The following is a 25370-nucleotide window of genomic DNA, read 5'->3' as shown; positions in this document are numbered from 1 at the left end:
TTCTCAGTTCGGTTTAATGCATATTGATGAGCTAATTTATCCCAGACACAAGGATGTTATTCAGATGGGATTCGAATGGCTGGCTCTTGCTGCCGCTTTTCTTTGGGCCATCGCGAGCCTGATGTCAGTAAAGCCTGCTCAACACTTAGGTTCTTTCGCCTATAGCCGTTGGCGCATGGGTTGTACCGCTATCATCTTATCGAGCATGGCTTGGTTTACTGGTGGCTGGTCAACGGTCGAAGCTGACCTCGTCACGCCGATGATGCTGTCTGGGCTAATTGGCATCTTCATTGGTGATACCGCCCTATTTGCCTGTTTGAATCGAATGGGACCGCGCCAAGCAGGTTTGCTGTTCTCTTGTCATGCCGTGTTCTCGGCGATTCTTGGTTACTTCCTGTTTAGCGAAAGCATGACTTCGGTTGAGCTGATTGGCTCAGCGTTGGTGTTCAGTGGCGTTTTAACCGCGATATTCTTTGGTCGTCGAGGACAAGCCAACAACCAACTCGAAACCATCAAGGGCACCGTGTGGATTGGTGTAGCTCTCGGAATCACAGCGGCTATCTGCCAAGCATTAGGTGGGATCATCGCAAAACCCGTGATGCAAACCAGCATAGACCCTGTTGCCGCTTCAGCAATTCGTATGATCACCGCTTTTGTTGCTCACTCCGCATTTCGCTTAACGGGTGCCAAGCTCTCACGCGCAATTAACCCGATGAATGGTCAAATATTCGCGATTACCGCAGTGAACGGCTTTCTTGCTATGGCGGTGGGAATGACGCTGATCTTGTATGCACTGCAAGAAGGAAATGTCGGCATGGTTGCTCTGTTGTCTTCAACCACACCTATCATGTTGTTACCAATACTTTGGCTGTACACCAAACAGAGACCAAATGCCTACGCTTGGATCGGTGCCATTGTTGCCGTAGTGGGTACTGGTATTCTAGTCAGCTAGCTAGTGAAGTTAATTGGCAGCTGATTGGAAACTGAGAGTGAATAGCTAATGACTATTCACTCTCAGTAAAAACAAAAGCAAAAAGTTAAGAACGTGGGAAAGGAAAAGCCGTCACATCATCGATGTGGTCATAACCTAACGCCAGCATGATCAGACGATCAATACCTAAAGCAACACCCGCACAGTCTGGTAAGCCCGCTTTTAATGCCTCAATCAAGTGATGGTCAATCGGTTGAGGCGATAAGCCCATCTCAATACGTTTGGCATTGTCATCTTCAAAGCGCTTGAGCTGCTCTTGTGGTTTATCTAGCTCATGGAAGCCGTTTGCTAACTCGATGCCTTTGAAATACACCTCAAAGCGATCCGCCACTCGCGAATCCTCAGGATTAATCTTAGCCAATGCCGCTTGTGAAGCCGGAAAGTCATAAACAAACGCAGGGACTTGTTGCCCTATTTTGGCTTCAACCCCAATACTAAACAGCAACTGCAGCAAGGTATCACGATCTTCTTCAGGGTCAGCTATATCGCTGAGCCCAAGTTTTGCTGCGGCTTGCTTTAGCGTAGCCATCGAATCTTCCAGGGGACACACACCTAACACGTCAATAAAGGCTTGTTGGTAAGTCATTCGCTCTGCTGAGCCCGATTTAAGTACCTGCTGTAACAGCAAATCCATTTCATCCATCAGGTCATGGTGATCAAAGCCAACGCGATACCACTCCAACATGATGAACTCAGGGTTGTGGTAACGGCCATTTTCTTCGTTACGGAAAGACTTACAAATTTGGTAAATACAGCCACTGCCCGCCGCTAATAGACGTTTCATATGAAACTCAGGGCTAGTCATAAAGAACAGAGGCTGACCGTGCGCATAACCCGGCCCTACGAATTCAGTTTTGAAAGTATGCAAATGCACGTCCGTCACCGTGGCGTGGCTCATCGCAGGCGTATCCACTTCCATCACGTTTCGCTCAGCAAAGAACTGACGAATTTGATTAAGGATATCAGCACGTTGCTTTAACTGTTTAATGGTTGCGGCCGGTTGCCATGTAGAGTGCATTATTGAGTTCCATATTACTGAATTCTAGGCGACGAAAATTACCACCTTTCATCGCTTTTGTAAGCTTCTATCTTTCTATTCGTGAAAGCAAAATGTTGTTTTAATGAAGCCAGAAAATTACGTTCTACAATACAATTATCAATACAGATTTCACATCAACATTGATAACAAAAATCATACTCAACAAGCCGTTAACACCCGTCCTGTGGGTTAATCGTTATCAACAATTCATTGCCGTGATTGCAGTCACATAACCTATAATTTCTATGCCTCCATATGCATTACCGACCTAAAAACCCAAATGCATCAACTTTTCGAATACCGTCCTCTCTTACACTGAACCTACCACTTAAGGCTTAGGGGCGCTAAATGGTTCCTACGATTTAGAACCTCCTAAATAGGCTTTTTATAATTACAAGCGGAATACTCCGCATCACACTGGAGAATAACTGTGAAGACAATTACCACAGATATCGCAGTCATCGGCGCAGGCGGCGCTGGTCTTCGTACAGCTATTGCTGCGGCTGAAGCTAATCCTGAACTGGAAGTAGCACTGATTTCTAAAGTTTACCCAATGCGTTCGCACACGGTAGCGGCAGAAGGCGGTTCAGCAGCAGTAATTAAAGACGAAGATAGCTTAGATAACCACTTCAACGATACTGTTGGTGGTGGCGACTGGCTATGTGAACAGGATGTTGTTGAATACTTTGTTGAAAACTCGACTCGCGAAATGATCCAAATGGAACAATGGGGCTGCCCATGGAGTCGTAAAGAAAACGGTGAAGTAAACGTACGCCGATTCGGCGGTATGAAGGTAGAGAGAACGTGGTTCGCAGCGGATAAGACTGGCTTCCACATGCTTCATACTCTGTTCCAGACTTCGATGAAGTACGACACCATCAAACGATTTGATGAGTACTTTGTGGTGGATTTGATCGTTGAAGAAGGCGAAGTACAAGGCCTTATCGCGATTCATATGTCTGAAGGTGAGCTTGTTACCATTAAAGCGAAATCTGTTGTTCTAGCAACCGGTGGCGCGGGTCGTGTTTACCACTGTAACACCAACGGCGGCATCGTAACGGGCGACGGTATGGCAATGGCTTATCGCCACGGTGTGCCACTGCGTGATATGGAGTTCGTTCAATACCACCCAACAGGCCTACCGGGCACTGGCATCTTGATGACCGAAGGTTGTCGTGGTGAAGGCGGTATCATCGTCAACAAGAACGGCTACCGTTACCTGCAAGATTACGGCATGGGCCCTGAAACTCCAGTGGGCGAGCCGAAAAACAAATACATGGAACTGGGTCCTCGTGACAAAGTTTCTCAAGCATTCTGGCACGAGCAGCAGAAAGGCAACACCATCAAGCACCCACTTGGTGATGTCGTACACCTTGACCTTCGCCACCTTGGTGAAGAGTACCTGCAAGAGCGTCTACCGTTCATCTGTGAGCTAGCAAAAGCGTACGTAAACGTAGACCCAGCAAAAGAGCCAATCCCAATTCGTCCAACCGTTCACTACACCATGGGTGGTATTGAGACTAACGGTACCTGTGAAACTCGTATTAAAGGCCTATTCGCCGTTGGTGAATGTGCTTCAGTTGGCCTACACGGTGCAAACCGCCTAGGTTCTAACTCTCTGGCTGAGTTCGTAGTATTTGGCCGCGTTGCTGGTGAAGAAGCAGTGAAACGCGCTGCTGAATTCAAAGGCTGGAACGAAGAGTCTATCGCTAAGCAAGTGAAAGCGGTTGAAGATCGCATCGCAGGCATCTTGGCTCAAGAAGGCGACGAGAACTGGGCTGATATCCGTACTGAAATGGGTCACACCATGGAAGCGGGTTGTGGTATCTACCGTCAAGAAGACTTGATGCAAAAGACCATCGACAAACTCACTGAACTGAAAGCTCGCTACAAGAAGATCAGCATTAAAGACAAAGGCAAAGTATTCAACACTGACCTACTTTACGCTATCGAAGTGGGTTACGGTCTTGAAGTTGCAGAAGCGATGGTTCACTCAGCGATCCTTCGTAAAGAGTCTCGCGGTGCACACCAACGTCTAGACGACAACTGCACAGAACGTGATGACGTGAACTTCCTGAAACACTCTCTATCTTTCTACAACGAAGATGCAGCACCAACCATCGACTACAGCGGCGTTAAGATCACCAAATCTCAACCTAAAGCTCGTCTGTACGGTGAAGCTGCAGAGAAAGCCGCTGCCGCTGAAAAAGCAGCAGAAGAGAATGCTAAGAAGAGCGAAGAGGAGCAAGCATAATGTCAGCGAATCGAATCCAAAAAATTGAAATCCTGCGTTATGACCCTGAGCACGATGCAGAACCTCACTTTCAAACCTTTGAAGTTCCGTTTGATGAAACCATGTCAGTACTTGATGCGATCGGTTACATCAAAGACAACCTAGATAAAGACCTGTCTTACCGTTGGTCTTGTCGTATGGCGATTTGTGGTTCTTGCGGCATCATGGTTGATGGCGTGCCAAAACTGGCGTGTAAGAGCTTCTTACGTGACTACCCGAATGGCTTCAAGATTGAGCCTTTAGCTAACTTCCCAATCGAAAAAGATTTGATTGTCGACATGACGCCGTTCATCGAGCGCCTTGAAGCGATCAAGCCTTACATCATTGGTAACGACCGTAAGCCAGAAGACGGCACGAACATCCAAACTCCAGAGCAAATGGCGAAATACAAACAGTTCGCTGGCTGCATCAACTGTGGTTTGTGTTACGCAGCATGTCCTCAGTTTGGTCTAAACCCTGAGTTCATTGGCCCTGCGGCACTTGCTCTTGCTCACCGCTACAACCTAGATAGCCGTGACAATGGTAAAGCTGAGCGCATGAAGCTTATCAATGGCGACAACGGCGCTTGGGGCTGTACGTTTGTAGGTTACTGTTCTGACGTTTGTCCGAAGAAAGTAGACCCAGCGGCTGCAGTAAACCAAGGCAAAGTTGAGTCTTCAATGGACTTCGTTATCTCGATGTTCAAGCCTGATGGATCGCAAGTAAAAACAGCAGAGGAGGCATAATATGAGCAATCGTAAGCCTTATGTTCGTGAGATGAAGAGAACGTGGTGGAGCAACCATCCGTTCTACCGCTTCTACATGCTACGTGAAGCGACTGTACTGCCTTTGATTTTATTCACTCTGTTCCTAACCTTCGGTTTGGGTGCACTAGTGAAAGGCCCTGAAGCTTGGGCTGGTTGGTTGAGCTTTATGGCTAACCCTATCGTCGTTGGTATCAACATCGTGGCACTGCTAGGCAGCTTGCTGCACGCTCAAACCTTCTTCAGCATGATGCCTCAAGTAATGCCAATCCGTCTTAAAGGCAAATTGGTTGATAAAAAAATCATCGTACTGACCCAGTGGGCAGCGGTGGCTTTTATTTCTTTAATCGTTCTTGTTGTGGTGTAAGGAGCTTTCGTTATGAACACAAATTACAAAGTAAAACCTGTTAACCACAACCCACAACGCTCTGATGAGCCAATCTGGTGGGGCCTATTTGGCGCTGGCGGTACTTGGTTTGCGATGATCACACCAATCACGGTTCTAGTGTTAGGTATCTTAGTGCCAATGGGCATCATCGATGCGGACGCAATGAGCTACGAGCGTGTGTCTGAATTTGCTACCAGCATTATCGGTGCGCTATTCATCATCGGTACGCTAGCACTGCCAATGTGGCATGCAATGCACCGTCTTCACCACGGCATGCACGACCTTAAGTTCCACGTCGGCGTTGCGGGTAAAGTGGGTTGCTACTTCTTCGCAGGCCTAATCAGCGCACTGTCTATTATCTTCATTTTTATGATTTAACAGTTAAGAGCAGATTCGGGATTCAAGTTATAGAGCACCGAAGAGCTTAAGAGCGAAAAGACTAAAAGCAGAACAAGAACTCCTTGTTCTGCTTTTTTTGTTGCTTGTTATATCTCTTACTCTCAATTTCTCTAAGAACCCATCCGAAAAACCACTCACAAGAAAATCAACCTATTCAATAAAAAGCCAAATTAAACCTATTATTTTGTGAACCCCCTTCAAAAAAATAAATTCTTGCCATAATTAAACCAATCATTTGCAACCTAACGCTTAAATACTCAACCTCGCACAGTGTCTTTAGTTGATGCAAATCACAGTCCATAACAAATAACTAAACTTTATGGTTAAGCATTCTTGATTCGCAGCGTGCATATTGGTAATAATTCCTTATAAAAAACAAATATTAATAACAATAATATCAGTATGCAGGTTTATCTATGGACGGCTTAAAATCAATCTACTTTCCGCGACACACTTCCCCCCCAATGGCTAGTCGATATTAATTCTATTTAGTCATTCAAAATGAATCTAAAAAAGATTGTGTTTTCGATAGCTGTTTTTTCTGCAGTTGTCATTGGGTATACCTTTTTTTCATCTTTTCCCTCTCCTGAATGTCGTCAGTATTCAGGTGAACTACGTATGGGAGAAGAAATTACAACCTTCACTTTTTCGCTTCTTTCTAAAACCGTCGAACTAAAGACAACATTTAACCAGCCTCTACAAAAGCTCGGTATACCAAATGAAATACATTACCAGTTTCAAATCCTTGCAGTCACACAGCAAAATAAGACTTGGCGCTACCGATTAAAAGAACTAAACAGTGGTTTTCTGCAAGAGCTCGAAATTAAGTCAAATGGTGATCGTTATTCGATTCGTTGGATCAACGACCGAGCAAACAACATAATTTACAAATGCACGGAAGTAGATAATGCAAAACTTTAAAAAAGCAGCAATCGCGGTAAGCCTATCCTTAGCGGTTTCTAGTTGTTCAAGTACAGGTAATTATGGTGGCATTAGCACTACCACTCTAATTGGCTGTGCTGGAGGGATGATAGTCGGTGGTCTTGCTGGCAAAGCTCTTGGTGGAAAGGAAGGAGCGTGGATCGGCGCAGGTGTTGGCGCATTAGTCGGTTGCTCCGTTGGCTATTACTGGGCGCAACGTGAAGCAAAACTAACAGAAGCGGCAAAAGAACAGAATGTAGACGTCGAGTTTGAACGTATTGGCTCTCAGGATGACAACGAAGTCGACGGCATGGTCGTAGTCCAATCAAAGGCGATTATTAAAGCTGAACAAACGGGTAATACAGAGCAAATTGAAAATGTGGTGGGCAACTCCGAAGTAGTTGGCCTTTCTGCAACAGTTAAAGGCGATATATTCCGAACAGGCCAAACCGATGTATCGAGTGCGAAACATAAACGCTTCTTTAAAACTTATTCAGACACCGTTAAACCAAGTGGTAGCGCAGTACTGGTCGTAGGGCACACAGATAACACCGGTTCGGCAAAAGTTAATGCCGAGGTTTCACTTAAACGAGCTCGTAGTGTTGCTCGTGAATTAATCCTCAACGGGATCCCAAAAGAAAACATCTATATTTACGGGGCTGGAGAATCTCAACCAATTACCTCCAATAACTCGACTCAAGGCCGTGCTGAAAATCGACGTATTGAAGTCGTTACTCTGGATAACAAACCTGAATACATTACCAACTATGTTCGATACAAAGCGACAGAACCTAGCTACGCGAAACTAAGAACCACAGATAACATTGCCAAACGCAGTAAAACTGTTAGCCAGCAAGTCACGAAAGGACAAGCGACTTCTGTACAAAGCACGACAGCTGTAAAAGATCTAATCGATAAAAACAACCGTCGTAGTATAAATAATCGTTCTTATGTCGACTTCGGTGGGGAAAGCTATCAAGGGGCAGGAAATAACCTTTTTGCCTACATTGGCGCGCGCGAGAGCAATAATTTCTCAATTATCGGACAGGCTGTGGCCAATACACTTGAAGAATCATCATGTGTCTACGACGAACCAAGTGTAACGACCCCATTATTTAAGATAAGTGATAATAGTCGTCGAACAACAGATTACCTACCAGGGATGAACCGCACAGCATGGGGGGCCGAAGTAAATGAGCACCTTGTCGCTCTAGCACCACTAGCAGTGGACCGAAGCTCGTTAGAGGCAACCGAAAGCCCTTCTATTTATGTTTACGAGGGTTACGCTTTAAACAAGAAAGTTAAACCTCAAAAGACGCATAAAGTCGTTGATGTCAATATCTACAATGGATCTGAAGGGGTTATTTATCGCGCCTTCGTACAAGACAAAAACTACCCAATTAAGTGTGTAGATATTGCTGTGAACAAAAAACACGATAAAGGCGTGTTTAGTGCATTTGCTGGCAGTATCTACTACCAAGGTCCTAAAGGCCTGATGATTGCAGAATACAAACCAGGGAAAATTTAATCATGAGTGAATTAACAACTTGGCTATTACTCAACCGCATGCTTGTGGTAGGTATCAGCTCAATTATTATAGCTATAATCGTTTATCTTAGTAATCGCGATACCATCAATCTATATTTAAAGGCGATGTATTATCGCCTACCCGTCATAGGTAAAAACGCTCGGCTGGCAAAAAGGCTGGGATTAGATGACCAACGCTGGTTTAACTCAGAGCGTGAAGTATGTAATAGTTTTTTACCATTCTACGACCAGTATAATGCTGATGAATATCATTACGACCAATCAAGTCGTTACCTAAACAAAGTTGGAGATACCGGCATCTCCCCGATGAAATGGTACACTTGGCTTGGCTTGTCTATCATGGTTCTAATTGAAGCTGCTGGCTTTGCTTATGTCCTTGCTGGTTTCACCATTCAAGATGGTAGTGAATCAATTCAAGTCCAAGCCGCTGTCGGTATTGCATTATTGATCAGTGTACTTTTGGTCGGATTTACTCATGCGATGGGTGGTGAGCTATACCGAAACCAACAGATAGGTAAAATTCGTCTGCACTGGAACCATGATCCACAAAAGCCAGGAGTCATTGCACCTGATCTGAACATTGGCTTGAAATCCAAAACGAATGCTCTCGATGACAACCAACCAAGTTGGCGCCAAATGGCAAACCGTTTAGCCAAAGCGAATGCCGGTTTCACTAAGTCTTGGATGATGAGCATCGTTACTATTGCCTTCATTTCCATTGTTGCCGTCGGTGCAACCTACGTTCGTGGACAAGTGCTTGAAAAAATTGCAATAGAAGAAATTAGTGGTCACGAACAAGAAGGGATGGGAAGCGCCTTTGATATTCAAGACCCATTCGCTGAAAGTGCACCTGCAGAGCTAAGTGCATACAATAATGAAGCAGAAAATAAAGCATTTATCGATGCTATAGATGCCCACAAACGCGGCGGGTGGATGACGTTTATCATGCTAGCCGTTATCTTTGCGGCAATGCAGGCATATAGTATTTACCTTGGCTTCAAAAGCACATTCTCAGGAAAAGAATCCCCCGTCGCTTATAATGCAACTTATAAGTTCTCTAACGTCAATGCATACATTGAACACTATGCAGCACTGCAAGCCAATGTTGAACGTGTTGCGCAAAGCGTACTTTCGCACTTGCAAAGTAAAATTGCGATTAATGCCCAAAGAAGCGCAGGCGAACAACATATTATTTATGCCGCAAACAACCCTTCTAGTCGTAACTTCTTAAATTATTACAAGCTACGAGCTTTGAAGAGCGCAGAAACACCTGAGCTTATCAAATCAAAACAACCTGACTATCAGCCAGCTCAAACAATTGAACCACAGCCCGTAGTCCAACCAACAACTCAACCAATTGAAGAATCAATCCACCAAACGACACCAGCCCCACAATCACACGTAACACCAACTGCAGAATCATTCCTCACCGACCTGGATATTATCAACAAAGTGAAGAGTAACAACTTTGATGGTTTAACAGATGAACAAATCGTTGCAGCACTTAAGACTATAAATAACGAGCCTAAGCCAGAAACTACAGAAGAACGCCTCGCTCGACTACAAAAACAAGCGATGGTTTCTTAAAGGTATGAACATGAAAAAAACATCCTTAGTTATATGCGCAACAGTTGCTCTTATTTCTCAAATCACTAATGCAGCCACCTTGCGTAACGATGTCCCAAGCTGCACTAGTGAAGTACCTGCGGAATATTACCAACTACCAAATGATCGAGAGCTGGTTATCTTGCTGGATAAAACGATGGCTCACTCCCTTGACCAAGGTATCAAGTCAGAGCTTTATCAAAGTGTAAAACGATTCATTCAACCAGGTGACAAAGTGCAGCTGGTCGAGTTTTCATCGTTTGCTCAAGACAGTTACACAAAAGTGACATTTAACGGTCAACTGGATACTCAACTCAGTGATGAACATCGTAGCTATGTGAAAAAATCCGTTCTTAAGTCGCTGGATAAGTGTCTCGATAAACAACATAACTTTATGTTAAACAAAGTTGGTATATCGCTAAAAACGGCATTTCAACCTCAAGAAAAGCCTACAAACACTGAGTTGGTTGGCGCTTTGAGTGACATAAGCAGTCAGGTACTCACTCAATCAACCGCTAAACGTAAAGTCGTTTTACTTATCAGTGACATGCTTGAGAACTCAGACATCACCTCCTTCTACAAGAACAACAAAACTCGAGTTATCAATCCACAACAAGAATTGAAGCGAGTGTCTGCATCGCAAATGTTTGCCAATTTTAACCAAGCTGATATTTATGTAATTGGTACCGGTGTTATACCTGGTAATCAACAGTACATATCGGCACAAAAAATGAGCAAATTAGAATCTTTTTGGAAAGACTACTTCAAGCAAAGTAATGCAACATTGCTCGGTTTTGGTAAGCCGATGCTACTTGGAGATATTCGCTAATTTTACCCATATCAGGGCAACTTTAGTTGCCCATTTTTAATTAAAACAAGGATGTAGCATGAGTCATTGTCACAGCACAATATTTCATGGCGATAATTTCTGTCCGGATTGTGGAGAAACTTTAACCACAACACCACAAAAGTATAGCGTTGAAGAAGTCTTTCCAACAATTTTAGATGACGTAAGAAAATATTATACAGAAGCAGAAGCTAAGACAGGCCGAGTACTTGAATCCAGGCTCTACAAACGTTTATCTAAAACGTCTTCGCAAAATCTAGAGTACTCATATTGGTGGCTCAGACTAGAAACCAATGATGGGACAATTATCGAGACCTCGATTTCCGCGGAGCACAAATATACATCTTCCATTGGTCGTGGCGACATTCTTACTCTCTATTACCCTACAACAATGAACCTGTTATACAAAAAAAGTCGCGATGCAAAGAAATTTGTCAAAGACAACCAATCCGTACCATGTGTCGTTGTTCACGGTGACAAGGGACAATGTTATACGGTAGAAAACCTTTATCCAAAGCCTGAAAAAAAGTCCCCGTGGCTCTGGATTGTGGCAGGCGTATTAGCAGCTATCCTGATGTTTAATGCATCTCACACCACAACAGGCTCTGTATGGTTTACGAGCTTAGTCGTCGCGATAGTCGTTCTATTGCTAGAAAACAATCGCAACAAAAAGAAATTTGCATTTGAGGAGTCCAAAGATGAAGCTCTAAACGCTTCATTTAAAAAACTCCTCAAAGTAACCAAAGAGCAATTAGGTTACAGCAACATTGAACGAAATAAAAAATCATCGGATATCATTTGTATTCAGTGCAACGCTCGTTTACCCGAAGACATTGGATACTGTACCTGTTGTGGTAACGCAAATACTACAAAATATCCACCAGACACCTCTCTACAAAATGTTAACTCCAAGTTTAACCAAATGAACCCTGCCCCTCCGACGTTGGAAGCAAACGGTTTATACCAAGAGAACGTTGCACAAGAACTCTCAAAAGTTCACTCATCGCCATCATCAGTATCTGTTAGTGACATTCAGCAACGCCTCCACGAGGTTTATTCATATCACTCGCTTGATAACTATACTCACCACTATGCGCTGAAGGATGCACGACAAGGTAAATTGTCCAACGAATTTATTTTAGCTCGCGTTAGCTCTCTTTCTCTCAAGGCAGATGTATCAGACGTTACACACCAAACGACTACCACAACAGAAACCAAGCACTATCGCGGTAACAACTATCAGTACTCGACATATGATACTCAAAGTTCAAGTCACCGAAATCGTTCATCAACTCTTAAAGGTAAAGTGTTACTAGAATATGTTTCGGGTAAGACAGTTACCTTTACGCTGTCTGAAGACGTTTTAGGTGATATCGATGTCGATGACTGGATCGCCATCGCTGATAGCTATGTCGAGTTTGAAGACCAAAGTAAATATTACTTCGAATACGCTTACAATATCACCAAAGATAAAGAATATTTTGATTCATCATTTGCCAACTATTCGGATATTCGTGGTGGAAACATCTGGTGGGGCTGGAACATACTGTTTGTTGTAGGCGGTATTACTGCTGCGTTCACCAATAATGACGCCTTAGTCCCCTTATGTTTCACCGGTATTGTATTGTTTAACTTCTATGCACTTTGTAAATCGCTAAGCTCTTCAGCTAAGAATAAGCGTCAGCGTAAAGCACTACTTAAGCCCTTGCAGGAAAGAGTGTCCGTCTTCAAAGAATCCTTGGAACCACTAAAAAAACAACTGAACGTTATTGGATAGTCTTCAAAAGCCAGCAGCATGGTATGCTGGCTTAGATTTCCTTAATCGGTTTGTTGTGGCGTAAGAAGCTATAATTGTAAACAAAAACTATAAAGTTAAGATTGTTAATCACACCCAATCTTCTTATCGCATATTCCAACTTGATATGACTCATCGCCAGATACAAAAAAGGCCGCTCATGAGCGACCTTTTCTATTTCACTGAGCCATCCTAAACAAGATGGACACAATCAAATTACTTCACACGACCAACGTATTCGCCAGTACGAGTATCAACTTTAACAACTTCACCGATTGCGATGAATAGAGGTACGCGAACTACCGCGCCAGTTGCTAGAGTTGCAGGCTTACCGCCAGTACCTTGTGTGTCGCCTTTAAGGCCAGGATCGGTTTCTGTTACTGCGATCTCAACAAAGTTTGGTGGAGTTACTGTGATAGGGTTATCATTCCACAACGTTAGAGTACATACGTCGTTTTCAACTAACCATTTAGAAGTCTCGCCTACTGCTTTTGTATCAGCAGCGATTTGCTCGAATGTTTCGTTGTTCATGAAGTGGTAGAATTCGCCATCGCTGTATAGGTAGCCTAGTTCAACGTCTACAACGTCCGCTAGTTCTACTGTATCGCCTGACTTAAATGTTTTCTCTAACACTTTGCCTGACAGCAGTTTACGAAGTTTAACACGGTTAAACGCTTGGCCTTTACCTGGCTTAACGTATTCATTTTCGATAATTGAGCAAGGCTCGTTATCCATCATGAATTTTAAACCGCCTTTGAATTCATTGGTGCTTACTGACGCCATGATTTTCTCTTCCACATCTTTGAGTTAATTTCAATGCCGCATATCATAACCCGAAAAGTCGAATCTGTTGAGCAAAACTGGCTCAAACAACTATCGAATGCGATCTCTGACCCGACAAAACTGCTTGAGGCATTGGAAATAGACCCAACACCGTGGCAAGCAGGCTTCGCTGCTCGTGAGTTATTTGCACTTCGGGTACCTCTTAGCTTTGTCGAACGAATGGAAAAAGGCAACCCACACGATCCATTGCTACGACAAATTTTACCGCTAAGCGAAGAGTTTGAGGTACACCAAGGCTATTCCGCTGATCCACTGGAAGAGCAAGACAACGCCATTCCTGGGCTACTGCACAAATACAAGAACCGTGCACTGATGATTGTAAAAGGCGGTTGTGCGATTAACTGCCGCTACTGCTTCCGTCGTCACTTCCCTTACCAAGATAACAAGGGCTCGAAGTCTGTTTGGCAAACCAGTCTCGACTATGTGGCTGCTCACCCAGAGATCAACGAAGTTATCTTGTCGGGTGGCGATCCACTGATGGCAAAAGACAGCGAACTAGAGTGGCTAATTCATGCTATCGCACAAATTCCACATGTGAAAACCGTTCGAATTCATAGCCGATTACCGGTTGTGATTCCCGCTCGAGTAACGGATGAACTGTGCCAATTGTTAGCTCAAACTCGCCTTAATGTGGTGATGGTGAGCCATATTAACCATGCCAACGAAATTAACTTAGAGCTCAAACAAGCTTTCCACAAGCTTAAGTTAAGTGGTGCTACTCTGCTCAACCAAGGCGTGATGCTTAAAGGCGTAAACAACAGCGCTAACTCATTGAAAGAATTAAGCGAAAAGCTATTCGACGCCGGTATTTTACCTTACTATATGCATGTACTTGATAAGGTTCAGGGCGCAGCGCACTTCTATATTTCAGATGAAGAGGCGAAGCATCACTTTAAAGGATTAATCTCTGAGGTTTCTGGCTACCTAGTACCTAAGTTAACCCGTGAGATTGGCGGACGCAGCAGCAAGACACCGCTCGACCTACACATTGAATAGAGAAGTTGTATCAATGAAACACAATACCTCAGTTGCTCCACCAGCAACCACATCTCAACCAGCGCTTAGGTTCAGCTCAAGAGGTTTCACCATCATCGAGCTGGTCGTGGTGATCGTGATTCTAGGTATTGTGTCGGTCACTGCAGCTTCTAAATTCCTCAACCTGCAAACTGATGCGCGTATCTCGACATTAAATGGCCTGAAAGGCGGAATGGAGGGTGCAAGTGCTATGCTTTATGGTAAGACATCAGCACTAGGCTTGGATAAGGCTGTCAGCGCATCGATTAATGTTGAGGGTGACAATATCTCAGTGGTCTATGGTTATCCTGCAGCGATGAACGATCAAACTTGGTCACAGCTCATCGAATCAACCTTTCTAGATGCTGTTTGGGATACGGGTCGAGCTGACTGGTTCTTTACCAACACAGATGCGAATGATGGCATTATTCTTTATGCGCCTTCTAGCCGAAAAAAACAGGCTGATAACTGTTATCTTGAATACCAAGAAGCGACAGAGACCACGACACCAGCCTTCACCTTAACAACAAGCGGCTGCTAGGTTTTAAGTAATCTTTATCAATCGTTAAGACAAAAAGTTTTTGTTCGATCGTCCGGTCTATTATTAGCATACTCGGCTCTATTCTAAATTTTTAGGAGGGGTGATATGTCACAATTTATAGAACAAACTCTCAACCTTGCCCCCTTTAGCTGGGCAGGCCTCGCTGCATGCATGCTGTGTGGTTCTTTAATCGGAATCGAAAGGCAAACACGCGGTAAACCCGTCGGAATCCGAACGTCGATTCTGATCATCAGTGGTACCTATTTCTTCCTCACCATGGCGATCAGCCTATCCCCCAACACACTCGATCAAGCTCGTGTGCTTGGTCAGATAATTACGGGTGTTGGATTTCTTGGGGCTGGTGTAATGATGACACTGGATGGCAAGATTCATGGCGTGACTTCAGCCGCAATTATCTGGGTACTCGCAGCATTAGGTATGATGATCGCACTAGGGCATCTTTCCCAATCGGTCATTATCACGCTAATGGCGCTAGTGATTCTGCTTGGTGTCGATAAAGTGGAAAACAGCTTCCAGAGCCTGCGTCGTGGTGTGCATCAGAAGTGGATGAGAAAAGGCCGCGTGAAGAAATAACCTCAACCTGAAACAGACATTAAAAAGGCCTAGTCACACGACTAGGCCTTTGTGTATCCAACTAATTAATACACCTGAATACACACCTGATTCTTACCCGCAGCCTTGGCCTTATAGAGCTGCTCATCAGACGAACGAATACTCTGGTTTTCCCACAAGTGCCCTACGCTGTCGAACTTATACAAAGAGTAAAGCGTCGCGCCACCAGACACTGAGATACTAATCTTGTCACCTGTTGGGCATCGATAACTTTGCAGGCTAATATCATTTTGAATTCGCTCAAAGATCGACGAAAGCAACTCAGAAGATTCACCCGTGATCGCGACAACAAACTCTTCGCCACCAAACCGTGCCACGATATCTTGCTGTCTAACGCTATTCAGCATCACCTGAGCAACATGGCAAATCACCTCGTCCCCCACTTTATGGCCATGCTGATCATTAACGACTTTGAAATCATCAATATCAAACACGCCAACACCAATAATCGGCTCCTCATCCAGCGCCAGCAATCGAGCTTCAAAGCCACGTCGATTCAGTAAGCCCGTTAGTGGGTCGCGCATTGCAAGATCATTTAGACGCTGGTGCTCTTGTCTTGTATAGAAGCGCCATAGCCATAAAACCGAGAGCAAGTACAAAACCAACAGTATCGAAAGCTGAATCTTCTCCATCTCTAAGACATGCAGAAAGTGCTCGCTCTTATCTTCTTCAATACTCAGATATAGCTGGGTGTCAATGTCATCAACGTACAGAGGCTTGGAATAGCTAAAATCCATAAACCCATATTTGTTTGCGCCTCTCGTACTGGTGACTTTGTAGCCATGGGTAGGATTCGATACTAGGTTAGAGACATAACCATCGACACCCAACACCCCTTTAAACTCACCATTAACGTAGATTCCTTTGGTTAAGGTCACCACTTTCTGACCTGTCAGGTAGTCATCATATTGGCCGGTATACACCACTTGGTCTTGCCCTTGAGCTAAGCCAAAGCGAATCGTGTTCACCCAATAAGGCCTGCTATTCACAACCGAATCAAAGGTGTCGCCCTTAATGTAACTGGCAAAATCAGAAGGCGAAGAGATAATGAATTTCTCTTTTGAAATGAAATAAATCGCAGAGATGGTATCAATGGTATTGGCAAAATAAGCCATGGTCGGCGCGATGAACAGGCGCTTACCCGCTTCGGTATAAAGGTCCGATTCCGGGTTGCACATCTCGCGAGGGCCAGAGAACATAAAATCAAAACGAGGGGCATGTTGCTCCTCACTGGTGAAGTAACACGTCTCACCCTCGATCTTTTTGTCATGCGAGAATACGTAGGTATCCCCATGCAGTGGATAAAGCGCAGTGATGTTGTACTCAAGCGCATTTATGATCTGTGTGAGCTCCGCTAAAGAGCGTGTTACGCCTTGGTTTTCCATTCCATACTGTTTATCTGATTCTTCCGCTGAATCAACGAGCAACAAGCTCAAAACTACTAAAAAACTGGCGGTCAGGCCTAAGAAAGCCTTTTTAAAATCGACGGTATGGTGGTTAATCAAAGCATATAAATCATCATTGGGGATTTATCGCACATTGTACCTATAAATTCAAACATCGCAACAACAAATATAAAACAACATGCTTATTGGGTAATTTGAGAAGTTTATCGTGGAAGTAGAATTGAATGTAATAACGCCCAAACAAGGGTTTAGGCGTTGATAGGCTTAGTCTTTAATCGCGTATGCGTAACTAAAAGCTAATGCACTAACTGAACGTTGCTCGCCAATGGGAGAACCAAAGGCTAAACGACAGCGCTATTTAGCAAAGTTTACAATCGGGAAGCACGGGAAGAAACCGTTGTCAGCACAGTTGATCAGACCAACTTGTACGCCTTCGATTTTGTTGGTTTTGTTGAAGATACCAACCTGAACCGTAGACACTTCTGAAAGGTTCGCAGCGCCAACATCAACCATAGTGTTACCTTCTGAGTAGTTGACGAAACTCACGTTCGCGCCTTTCACATCATTAGTAATGTTCACAGCACCAAGGTTAACACCCGTTGTTTTACCCGTGTTCCAGTTGAAGAAACCTAGAGATGCACCGGTCATTTCTTGGTTCACTTTTGATGCACCAAAAATACCAAGGTTCACACCTGTGGTCGTTTGCGTCTCAGACATACCAACAACGGCAAGATCGACACCTTTAAGGTCGTTCACTTGTCCGTGAAGTAAAGCCAAGCGCACACCGCCAACAGCATCTGAGTCAGGTGCGTTGAAGCCATTGATCGTTGAAAACATAACAGGCGAAGAGGCAAATGCCGCCGGTGCCATTACTGCTGCAGACACAGCAAGTACTGAAAGTAGTTTTTTCATTGGGGAGTCTCCACTGACTTATTGTTCACTTGATTAATCCATTTTTAATCAAGCATTTATTGTCCTTTATTCAACAGCTACCCATGTTAAATCAATGTAATAACTGTACTGTTGAATATAAGCCGCTAAATCATAAAGAGCAATGGTTAAGAGCAGATGCGGGATTCGAGTGAACGAGATGCGAAAAGCAAAAAAAACAGAGACCGAAACCTCCGCTCTAACGCTTATTATTCCAAACAAAAATCTAGGCGAGAAAATCAACATGTTTCACAAGCTTATAGCCCACACACTTATTGCCGCATCTAAAGCGATGTCATCCTAAAAAATTTATTGATAAAAGCTCAACAGACCTCAGGTATTCAAAAACTAATGTTCGTAAAATTCTGAAAATAAACTAAATTCTAATATAGGAATAGAACGATATGAAACAGCGGGAATAGCATGATTAAGGAACCTACGAATAAACAGACCATTAAAGCGATTATTTCGCGTGGTTTTTTGGCTATCGTGTTATTTTTAGGCCTCTATATCTATGTTAGCCATGCTCTGAAGAACAAAGAGCAGGACATGATTAATCTCCAGCTCAGTCTTTCTGAAGCTTATAGCGTTATGCTCTCTGTCAGACGACAAGAGCAGCAGTTTGTTTCCACAAGGCAACCAGAGATTCAAGAACAACTCAATATAAAGCGAAGTCAGCTGATCGAAAAACTGGCTGAGATCGATGGGAAAATCGTACGAAGCGACCTCAATATTTCTTTTAATTATGCCAAAGTTGTCGAGTATCTCGACGAGTACCACACCGCCTTTACATTATTAGCCCTTGAGTTAGTCAGCATACATGGCAAGAGGGACCAAATTGGGCTCATTGAGAAACTAAAAAATGCAGCGTTGACACTTGAGCGCTTCGTACATGAATCCAATAATGTGCAGCTTGAAGAATTGACTTTAGAAACACAAGATCTCATGTATCAGTTCTTTACCGATTTTGATCAGACAACATTAGATAAGATTGTCGATTCATTGTTCAAAATCCAAGATGAAATAGAACAGAATTCCCGAACGATCAGTGCATTAGCTTCGTTTAATAATTTTAAACGCCACTTTTGGCGATTGCAGCGAGGGTTAAAGAGTGTCGGGTACAGCTCTGATAGCGGCCTCAAAGGAGAACTCACCAGCAGTATTTATCATGTTGAAGATGAGCTCAACTTACTTTTCACCGAAACACCCAAGCAGATCGCAGAGAGCCTGACGCAGATAAAGTCGTACAGCTACTTATCGACAGCCGCATTAGGAGGGGTGACGTTACTGGTGCTGCTTTATGTTGTGTGGCGTGCCAGTCAACTTGAAACTCAATTGATTGTTTCACAAGAGAAAGCACGACAAGCAAACCGTGCAAAAAGTGCCTTTCTTGCCAATATGTCTCATGAGATACGGACACCGCTTAATGGCGTGATTGGTATGTCAGAAATACTGGCAGAAACCAAACTATCCGCAGAACAGAAAGACTGCCTTGGGACTATCTATACCTCTTCTCAAACCTTACTTATGTTGATCAACGATGTTCTCGATCTGTCCAAAATTGAATCGGGTAAACTGGAAATTAATCCACATACGACAGACTTAAGAGAGCTGCTGTTTGATAGCGTGACTCTGATTTCTTCTAAAGCTTATCAAAAGCAGATTAAGTTGGAAGTTGAAATTGATGGCGAGCTCCCAGAGTACATTCATGTTGATGGGAATAAAATTCGCCAAGTGTTGATGAATTTAGCCTCAAATGCGATCAAATTTACAGAACAAGGCTCTATCGTATTCACCGCTAAACGGCTTCCATCATTGGAAACAGAGTGTGTGGTCGAGTTTTCTGTTCGAGATACGGGTATTGGTATCGCAGCAGACCAACAAGAGCACATTTTCAAAGCGTTTTGCCAAGAAGATACCAACATCACCTCCAATATTGCGGGGACCGGATTAGGGCTTAGTATTTCGTCACGTATGGTGGAAATGATGGGAGGCTCGATAAACGTTGAGTCAGAGAAGGACGTGGGCAGTTGCTTTCATTTCCAATTAACCGTAGTGCCATCAGATCATTCTGAACATAAAAATCGTAAACAAACCGTTGTCTATTATTCAGATGCGCCATCGAAACTTTTACTCGATGACTTGTTCCGCCTTGGTTACTCACCACAACTAAAATCAATCGAAACAAACTTGGCGGCAACTGACCTCCCAGAGATCGCTTTGATGGAAGATATTAACCAAGCCAAAACACTGCATCGCTTAGCACCAGAGGTGAAAATCATCATAGTGAAAGATAATCTTAGTGATCCTATGAGTGAGTGTCATTTTATCTCAGGCTATGTGACTCTTCCTATGCTCGGTTCCCGCTTAAGTAGCATGTTGAACTCCGTGCTTGAAAGGTCACAGCCACAACCCCCTCAACATCAACCTGAGCCGATAGAAGCGACTGTACGTCAAAAAGTCCTCATAGTTGAAGATAACCGCGTAAATCAGAAGGTGGTATGTATCAATTTAGATAAGTTAGGGATTGACTATTTGATTGCCAATGATGGACAAGAAGCGATTGATTTATATCGAGAGCATCATCAAGACATCGGCCTTGTTTTGATGGACTGCATGATGCCGAATGTAGATGGCTTTGAGGCAACAGAGCGAATCAGGCGCTATGAAGAAAACCTGCAACTTCAGGCAACACATATCCTCGCTTTAACGGCATCCGTGCTCGATGATGATATTAAACGTTGCTTCGAGTGTGGAATGAACGATTATCTTCCAAAACCATTTAAGCGTGACATGATGCTGCAAAAAATTGATGAACAACAGTTTACGCACAAGGCAGGCTGACCAAGGAGCTTTGGAAAAAAAGAGTGATGGTGAAGCTGAAATACAGATACGGGATGCGAATAAATAAGGCTTAAGAGCAAAAAAACGGAGACCGAAGTCTCCGTTTTCTAAAGCTTATGTGTGACTTTCTCTGCTATAGAGAAAGGGGGATGATTACATCATGCCGCCCATGCCACCCATACCGCCCATGCCACCCATATCAGGCATTGCAGGGCCAGAATCTTGTGGCTTATCAGTGATCATCGCTTCTGTTGTGATCATAAGACCAGCAACTGACGCTGCGAACTGAAGTGCAGAGCGAGTTACCTTAGTTGGATCTAGGATACCCATTGCAATCATGTCGCCGTATTCGCCAGTCGCCGCGTTGTAACCGTAGTTACCTTCGCCAGCACGAACGTTGTTAGCAACAACAGATTCTTCATCACCTGCGTTCTTCGTGATTTGACGGATAGGCGCTTCCATTGCACGTAGTGCAACACGGATACCGACGTTTTGCTCTTCGTTGTCGCCTTCAAGGCCAGCAACTTTAGATGCAGCGCGGATAAGTGCAACACCACCACCAGCAACCACACCTTCTTCAACGGCAGCGCGAGTTGCGTGAAGTGCATCTTCAACGCGGTCTTTCTTCTCTTTCATCTCAACTTCAGTTGCAGCGCCTACTTTGATTACTGCAACACCGCCAGCTAGCTTAGCTACGCGCTCTTGAAGTTTCTCTTTGTCGTAGTCAGACGTTGCATCTTCGATTTGTTGACGGATTTGAGAAACACGACCTTGGATCATTGTTTCTTCGCCCGCGCCATCGATGATGGTTGAGTTTTCTTTAGTGATAGTTACACGCTTAGCTTGACCTAGGTCTTCTAGCGTTACTTTCTCTAGGTCTAGGCCGATCTCTTCAGAGATAACCGTACCGCCAGTTAGGATAGCGATGTCTTGCAGCATAGACTTACGACGGTCACCGAAACCAGGCGCTTTAACAGCAGCCACTTTAACGATGCCACGCATGTTGTTCACAACTAGAGTTGCAAGCGCTTCGCCTTCTACATCTTCAGCGATGATAAGAAGTGGACGAGATGCCTTAGCAACTGCTTCTAGAGTCGGAAGAAGTTCACGGATGTTCGAAACTTTCTTGTCGATAAGAAGAATGAATGGGCTTTCTAGATCAACAGAACCCGCTTCTTGGTTGTTGATGAAGTAAGGAGATAGGTAACCACGGTCGAACTGCATACCTTCAACTACGTCTAGCTCGTCTTGTAGAGCCTGACCTTCTTCAACCGTGATTACGCCATCACGACCTACTTTTTCCATCGCTTCAGCAATGATGTTACCTACTGTCGAATCAGAGTTCGCAGAGATAGTACCTACTTGCGCGATAGCTTTTGTATCTGCACATGGAACAGAAAGGCCTTTTAGCTCTTCAACTGCAGCGATAACTGCTTTGTCGATACCGCGCTTAAGATCCATTGGGTTCATGCCAGCAGCAACGGCTTTTAAGCCTTCAGTGATGATTGCTTGAGCAAGAACTGTTGCTGTAGTCGTACCGTCGCCCGCCGCGTCATTCGCTTGCGAAGCCACTTCTTTAACCATTTGCGCGCCCATGTTTTGGAACTTGTCTTCAAGTTCGATTTCACGTGCAACTGAAACACCATCTTTAGTGATAGTCGGTGCGCCAAATGATTTGTCTAAAACAACGTTACGGCCTTTAGGACCTAGTGTTACTTTTACTGCGTCAGCCAGAACGTTTACACCTTCTAGCATTTTAATACGTGCGTCATTACCAAATTTAACGTCTTTAGCAGCCATCTTAATTTCCTTTCAAATTCTTTGTTTCGGGGCGTCTCAGCGTTATCGCGTCATTCTGAACAGTGAGGGACGAACGTGATTCAGAATCTACTCAAATCGCACTCTGTTTAGATTCCAGATAATTCGTTCCTCATTTCTGGAATGACGATATGAATCATCCAATACTGGCTCTGATAACTTTTACTGAGAGTTAAATGAAAAATAGATTACTCGACGATCGCCATGATGTCGTTTTCAGACATAATCAGAACTTCTTTGCCGTCGATTTTTTCAGTTTTCGTGCCGTAACCTTCAGCAAAGATAACGGTATCGCCAACTTTTACGTCCAACGGTTGCACTGAACCGTTTTCTAGAATGCGGCCTTTGCCGACAGCTAGAATGATACCGCGAGTCGATTTTTCTGCGGCAGAACCAGTTAGAACGATGCCACCAGCAGATTTAGATTCAACTTCTTGGCGCTCAACGATAACTCGGTCATGTAGAGGACGGATATTCATCGGTCTTATCTCCTGATAATTTCCATTTAAATTTTGATAGTTGCCACGATTAGCGTGGGTCAAACAATATGTTGGGGGCGATGTGAAAGATCCCAAGGGGGGAACGAAAAAATTGTGAGCTAAAGTGCAGATTCTCACCCCTCATCTTTCCCTGCTTTTCGTTTACTCGTATCCCGCATCTGTTTATCCTACGCTTTTGGTTTCTATCGGCGTTTTGCATGCAAGATAAGCACGGGCTATTAACTGCCCCAATTGAGAGTACATTGCGTACCATGACCATACCGACCATATTCGGTATGGTGGCGATCTTGATGTTTAACTTGGTCGATACCTTCTTTATCTCACTGCTCGGCACACAAGCACTTGCAGCAGTGAGCTTTACCTTTCCAGTCACCTTTGCCATCAACTGCATCACCATGGGGATTGGTATTGGCTTATCGACATGTATCGGTCGATTGCTTGGCCAAGGCAGCGCACAAAATGCAGCACGCTTTACCTGCCATGGATTATTACTCGCGCTACTTCTGGTCTGCTGCGCTTCCGCTGTTGGCATTATCTCACTCGACCCCTTATTTACTTTATTGGGTGCCGAAGCGGAGTTACTGCCTCTGATCTCTGAGTACATGCTGATCTGGTATATCACCATTCCCCTATTAGTGATCCCAATGGCAGGCAACAGCGCTATTCGTGCCAGTGGCGATACCAAAACGCCTGCTAAAATCATGATGCTGGCAGGGTTAATCAACGGCGTTCTCGACCCTTTGCTTATTTTTGGATACGGCCCCTTCCCTGAACTAGGGATTCAAGGTGCTGCAATTGCAAGTGGTTTCAGTTGGTTTGGCGCTTTGTGTTGCTCGCTGTACATCTTGATTAAACGAGAAAAGCTTCTGGCTTTACCGAATATCAAAAACATCCTTAGCGATTGGTATCAAATACTGACTATCGGCACTCCTGCGGCACTGTCCAATGCGCTCAATCCATTAGCGGGTGCCATCATAATGATGATGTTGGCCAAACAGGGAACCGAAGCCGTTGCTGCTTATGGTGCTGCTCAGCGTATTGAATCCATTCTTATCATTGTGTTGATGTCTCTTACTTCGGCGCTTACGCCTTTCATGGCGCAGAACTTTGGCGCAAACAACCCACAACGCAGTTTTAAGGCACTGTTCCTGAGTATGCGTTTTGCTGTGATGTTCCAAGGTTTGATTTTCTTAATGATGGTGCCGTTGAGCATCCCCTTAGCTGCCCTGTTCTCTCAAGAAGAATCCGTACGAGGCATTTTGTGGCATTACTTGTTGGTCGTCCCCTTTAGCTATGGATTCCAAGGTATTGTGATGATGCTGATCAGTGGAATGAATGCCATGCATCAACCACTCAAAGCCTTTCAATGGAGCTTCATGCGTTTGTTTGTGTTTACCTTGCCCTTTGCGTGGATAGGCAGCCAAATTGATGGTGTCGAAGGGTTGTTTATTGGTTTAGCCTTGGGGAACATCATGGGTGGTATTTCAGGGTATTGCTTTGCACTTCGTGTGAGGGCTAAAGCAGATGCGGGATACGAAGAGGGATAGTACAAACCAAAAACTGAAAGACAAACGCTGACTACGCAGCGCTTAGTCCATCTTCGTTATATTTATGTCGCTAGAGCAAAGTTGATCGTATTTACCTTCGCTAGATTAACGTTCTGTTTTGCTTGCCACAGATCATAGTGATCCTGCATTGTTAACCAACTCTCCGGGGTTCTACCCAGTGACTTAGAAAGACGTAAAGCCATTTCAGGAGAAACTGCACTTTGGCCTTTAAGAACACGATTCAGCGTAGAAGGGGATACATCAAGCTGCTTTGCAACAAAACGACAGCTATAACCAAACGGTTCCATATATAGGTCATAAATAAACTCACCTGGGTGAGGAGGGTTGTGCATACTCATTAGTGATAATCCTCATAATTTAAAATATAGGCATTACCATCAATAAATTCGAAAGTAATACGCCAATTACCATTTACTGTGATTGACCAAATACCATCTCTATCCCCTTTTAATGGGTGAAGCTTAAAGCCAGGTAGATCAACATCATCAATAATGGTTGCAGTATCTATAGCTGCCAACTGCATCCTAAGCTTACGCTCATGCTTAGCTTGAATACCGGCTTCACTGCCAGTCTCAAAAAACTTTTTGAGACCTTTATGCTTGAATGTTTTAATCATACAGAGAGTGTAGCGTATTGCGCATCATGAATCAAATTTCAAGCAGCTTAAGAGCAGATTCGGGTAAACGGGATGCGAAGAGCCTCAA

At 44.1% G+C, this 25370-nt stretch carries 23 protein-coding genes; 15 read left to right on the top strand and 8 right to left on the bottom strand.

Going from position 1 to position 25370, the window contains the following annotated elements:
- Positions 1-64: 64 nt before the first annotated feature.
- On the top strand, positions 65-952 hold the full coding sequence (locus AB6E30_RS06790) for a DMT family transporter (RefSeq protein WP_017071213.1): 888 nt from the start codon (positions 65-67) through the stop codon (positions 950-952).
- Positions 953-1037: 85 nt separating this feature from the next.
- Here the strand turns inward: AB6E30_RS06790 and epmA are convergent, their stop codons facing one another.
- Entirely contained in the window at positions 1038-2009 is a 972-nt protein-coding gene (gene epmA / locus AB6E30_RS06785; protein ID WP_372103036.1) for an elongation factor P--(R)-beta-lysine ligase, read from the bottom strand.
- Positions 2010-2460: 451 nt separating this feature from the next.
- On the opposite strand from epmA, the gene frdA reads away from it, so the two are divergent.
- From frdA to AB6E30_RS06740, 9 genes are all read left to right on the top strand, one after another.
- A complete protein-coding gene (gene frdA / locus AB6E30_RS06780; protein ID WP_372103035.1) occupies positions 2461-4284 on the top strand; it encodes a fumarate reductase (quinol) flavoprotein subunit in 1824 nt (607 codons plus the stop codon).
- A complete protein-coding gene (locus AB6E30_RS06775) occupies positions 4284-5048 on the top strand; it encodes a succinate dehydrogenase/fumarate reductase iron-sulfur subunit (protein ID WP_009847917.1) in 765 nt (254 codons plus the stop codon). The genes frdA and AB6E30_RS06775 overlap by 1 nt, the downstream gene beginning before the upstream one ends.
- Before the next feature lies 1 nt (position 5049).
- Complete coding sequence (gene frdC, locus AB6E30_RS06770; protein ID WP_017061300.1) at positions 5050-5433, top strand: fumarate reductase subunit FrdC; 384 nt, start codon at positions 5050-5052, stop codon at positions 5431-5433.
- A 12-nt stretch (positions 5434-5445) separates the two neighbouring features.
- On the top strand, positions 5446-5832 hold the full coding sequence (gene frdD / locus AB6E30_RS06765) for a fumarate reductase subunit FrdD (protein ID WP_102332658.1): 387 nt from the start codon (positions 5446-5448) through the stop codon (positions 5830-5832).
- A gap of 522 nt (positions 5833-6354) precedes the next feature.
- Positions 6355-6774, top strand: coding sequence for a hypothetical protein (locus tag AB6E30_RS06760; RefSeq protein WP_133151369.1), 420 nt, complete (start codon positions 6355-6357; stop codon positions 6772-6774).
- Complete coding sequence (locus tag AB6E30_RS06755) at positions 6761-8302, top strand: OmpA family protein (RefSeq protein WP_102320029.1); 1542 nt, start codon at positions 6761-6763, stop codon at positions 8300-8302. Before AB6E30_RS06760 ends, AB6E30_RS06755 begins: the two co-directional genes overlap by 14 nt.
- Before the next feature lie 2 nt (positions 8303-8304).
- A complete protein-coding gene (locus tag AB6E30_RS06750; RefSeq protein WP_241910576.1) occupies positions 8305-9909 on the top strand; it encodes a hypothetical protein in 1605 nt (534 codons plus the stop codon).
- Between the two features lie 10 nt (positions 9910-9919).
- Positions 9920-10756, top strand: coding sequence for a hypothetical protein (locus AB6E30_RS06745; RefSeq protein WP_102320028.1), 837 nt, complete (start codon positions 9920-9922; stop codon positions 10754-10756).
- 58 nt (positions 10757-10814) lie between these two features.
- Entirely contained in the window at positions 10815-12551 is a 1737-nt protein-coding gene (locus AB6E30_RS06740) for a hypothetical protein (RefSeq protein WP_102320027.1), read from the top strand.
- A 234-nt stretch (positions 12552-12785) separates the two neighbouring features.
- Here the strand turns inward: AB6E30_RS06740 and efp are convergent, their stop codons facing one another.
- Entirely contained in the window at positions 12786-13352 is a 567-nt protein-coding gene (gene efp, locus AB6E30_RS06735) for an elongation factor P (RefSeq protein WP_372051577.1), read from the bottom strand.
- 33 nt (positions 13353-13385) lie between these two features.
- Between efp and epmB the strand changes: the two genes are divergently transcribed.
- From epmB to AB6E30_RS06720, 3 genes are all read left to right on the top strand, one after another.
- On the top strand, positions 13386-14408 hold the full coding sequence (gene epmB / locus AB6E30_RS06730; protein WP_136987099.1) for an EF-P beta-lysylation protein EpmB: 1023 nt from the start codon (positions 13386-13388) through the stop codon (positions 14406-14408).
- A gap of 13 nt (positions 14409-14421) precedes the next feature.
- Positions 14422-14967 carry a prepilin-type N-terminal cleavage/methylation domain-containing protein gene (locus AB6E30_RS06725; protein WP_372103033.1) on the top strand — a complete coding sequence of 182 codons (546 nt, stop codon included), beginning with the start codon at positions 14422-14424 and terminating at the stop codon, positions 14965-14967.
- A gap of 105 nt (positions 14968-15072) precedes the next feature.
- Positions 15073-15561, top strand: a complete 489-nt coding sequence (locus AB6E30_RS06720; protein WP_004733333.1) for an MgtC/SapB family protein — start codon at positions 15073-15075, stop codon at positions 15559-15561.
- A 65-nt stretch (positions 15562-15626) separates the two neighbouring features.
- Here AB6E30_RS06720 and AB6E30_RS06715 read toward each other — a convergent pair whose 3' ends face one another.
- Both AB6E30_RS06715 and AB6E30_RS06710 read right to left on the bottom strand, forming a co-directional pair.
- Positions 15627-17105 (bottom strand): diguanylate cyclase, encoded by a 1479-nt coding sequence (locus tag AB6E30_RS06715; protein WP_136999139.1) that lies wholly within the window; start codon positions 17103-17105, stop codon positions 15627-15629.
- 255 nt (positions 17106-17360) lie between these two features.
- A complete protein-coding gene (locus tag AB6E30_RS06710) occupies positions 17361-17918 on the bottom strand; it encodes a VC2662 family protein (RefSeq protein WP_017068001.1) in 558 nt (185 codons plus the stop codon).
- Between the two features lie 441 nt (positions 17919-18359).
- Here AB6E30_RS06710 and AB6E30_RS06705 point away from each other — a divergent pair, with 441 nt between their 5' ends.
- Positions 18360-20780 carry an ATP-binding protein gene (locus tag AB6E30_RS06705; RefSeq protein WP_136975773.1) on the top strand — a complete coding sequence of 807 codons (2421 nt, stop codon included), beginning with the start codon at positions 18360-18362 and terminating at the stop codon, positions 20778-20780.
- A 153-nt stretch (positions 20781-20933) separates the two neighbouring features.
- Here the strand turns inward: AB6E30_RS06705 and groL are convergent, their stop codons facing one another.
- Both groL and AB6E30_RS06695 read right to left on the bottom strand, forming a co-directional pair.
- Entirely contained in the window at positions 20934-22580 is a 1647-nt protein-coding gene (gene groL / locus AB6E30_RS06700; protein WP_017061290.1) for a chaperonin GroEL, read from the bottom strand.
- A 206-nt stretch (positions 22581-22786) separates the two neighbouring features.
- On the bottom strand, positions 22787-23077 hold the full coding sequence (locus AB6E30_RS06695; RefSeq protein ID WP_010433998.1) for a co-chaperone GroES: 291 nt from the start codon (positions 23075-23077) through the stop codon (positions 22787-22789).
- Positions 23078-23295: 218 nt separating this feature from the next.
- Here AB6E30_RS06695 and AB6E30_RS06690 point away from each other — a divergent pair, with 218 nt between their 5' ends.
- Positions 23296-24645, top strand: coding sequence for an MATE family efflux transporter (locus AB6E30_RS06690; RefSeq protein WP_102393334.1), 1350 nt, complete (start codon positions 23296-23298; stop codon positions 24643-24645).
- Between the two features lie 62 nt (positions 24646-24707).
- Here the strand turns inward: AB6E30_RS06690 and AB6E30_RS06685 are convergent, their stop codons facing one another.
- On the bottom strand, positions 24708-25004 hold the full coding sequence (locus tag AB6E30_RS06685) for a HigA family addiction module antitoxin (RefSeq protein ID WP_017067998.1): 297 nt from the start codon (positions 25002-25004) through the stop codon (positions 24708-24710).
- Positions 25004-25282 (bottom strand): type II toxin-antitoxin system RelE/ParE family toxin, encoded by a 279-nt coding sequence (locus AB6E30_RS06680; RefSeq protein WP_136982271.1) that lies wholly within the window; start codon positions 25280-25282, stop codon positions 25004-25006. The genes AB6E30_RS06685 and AB6E30_RS06680 overlap by 1 nt, the downstream gene beginning before the upstream one ends.
- Positions 25283-25370 lie beyond the last annotated feature (88 nt).

The organism is Vibrio sp. 10N.247.311.12, from assembly GCF_041467515.1.
Lineage (GTDB): Bacteria > Pseudomonadota > Gammaproteobacteria > Enterobacterales > Vibrionaceae > Vibrio > Vibrio crassostreae_C.
This window is presented reverse-complemented; position numbering and strand designations above follow the sequence as displayed.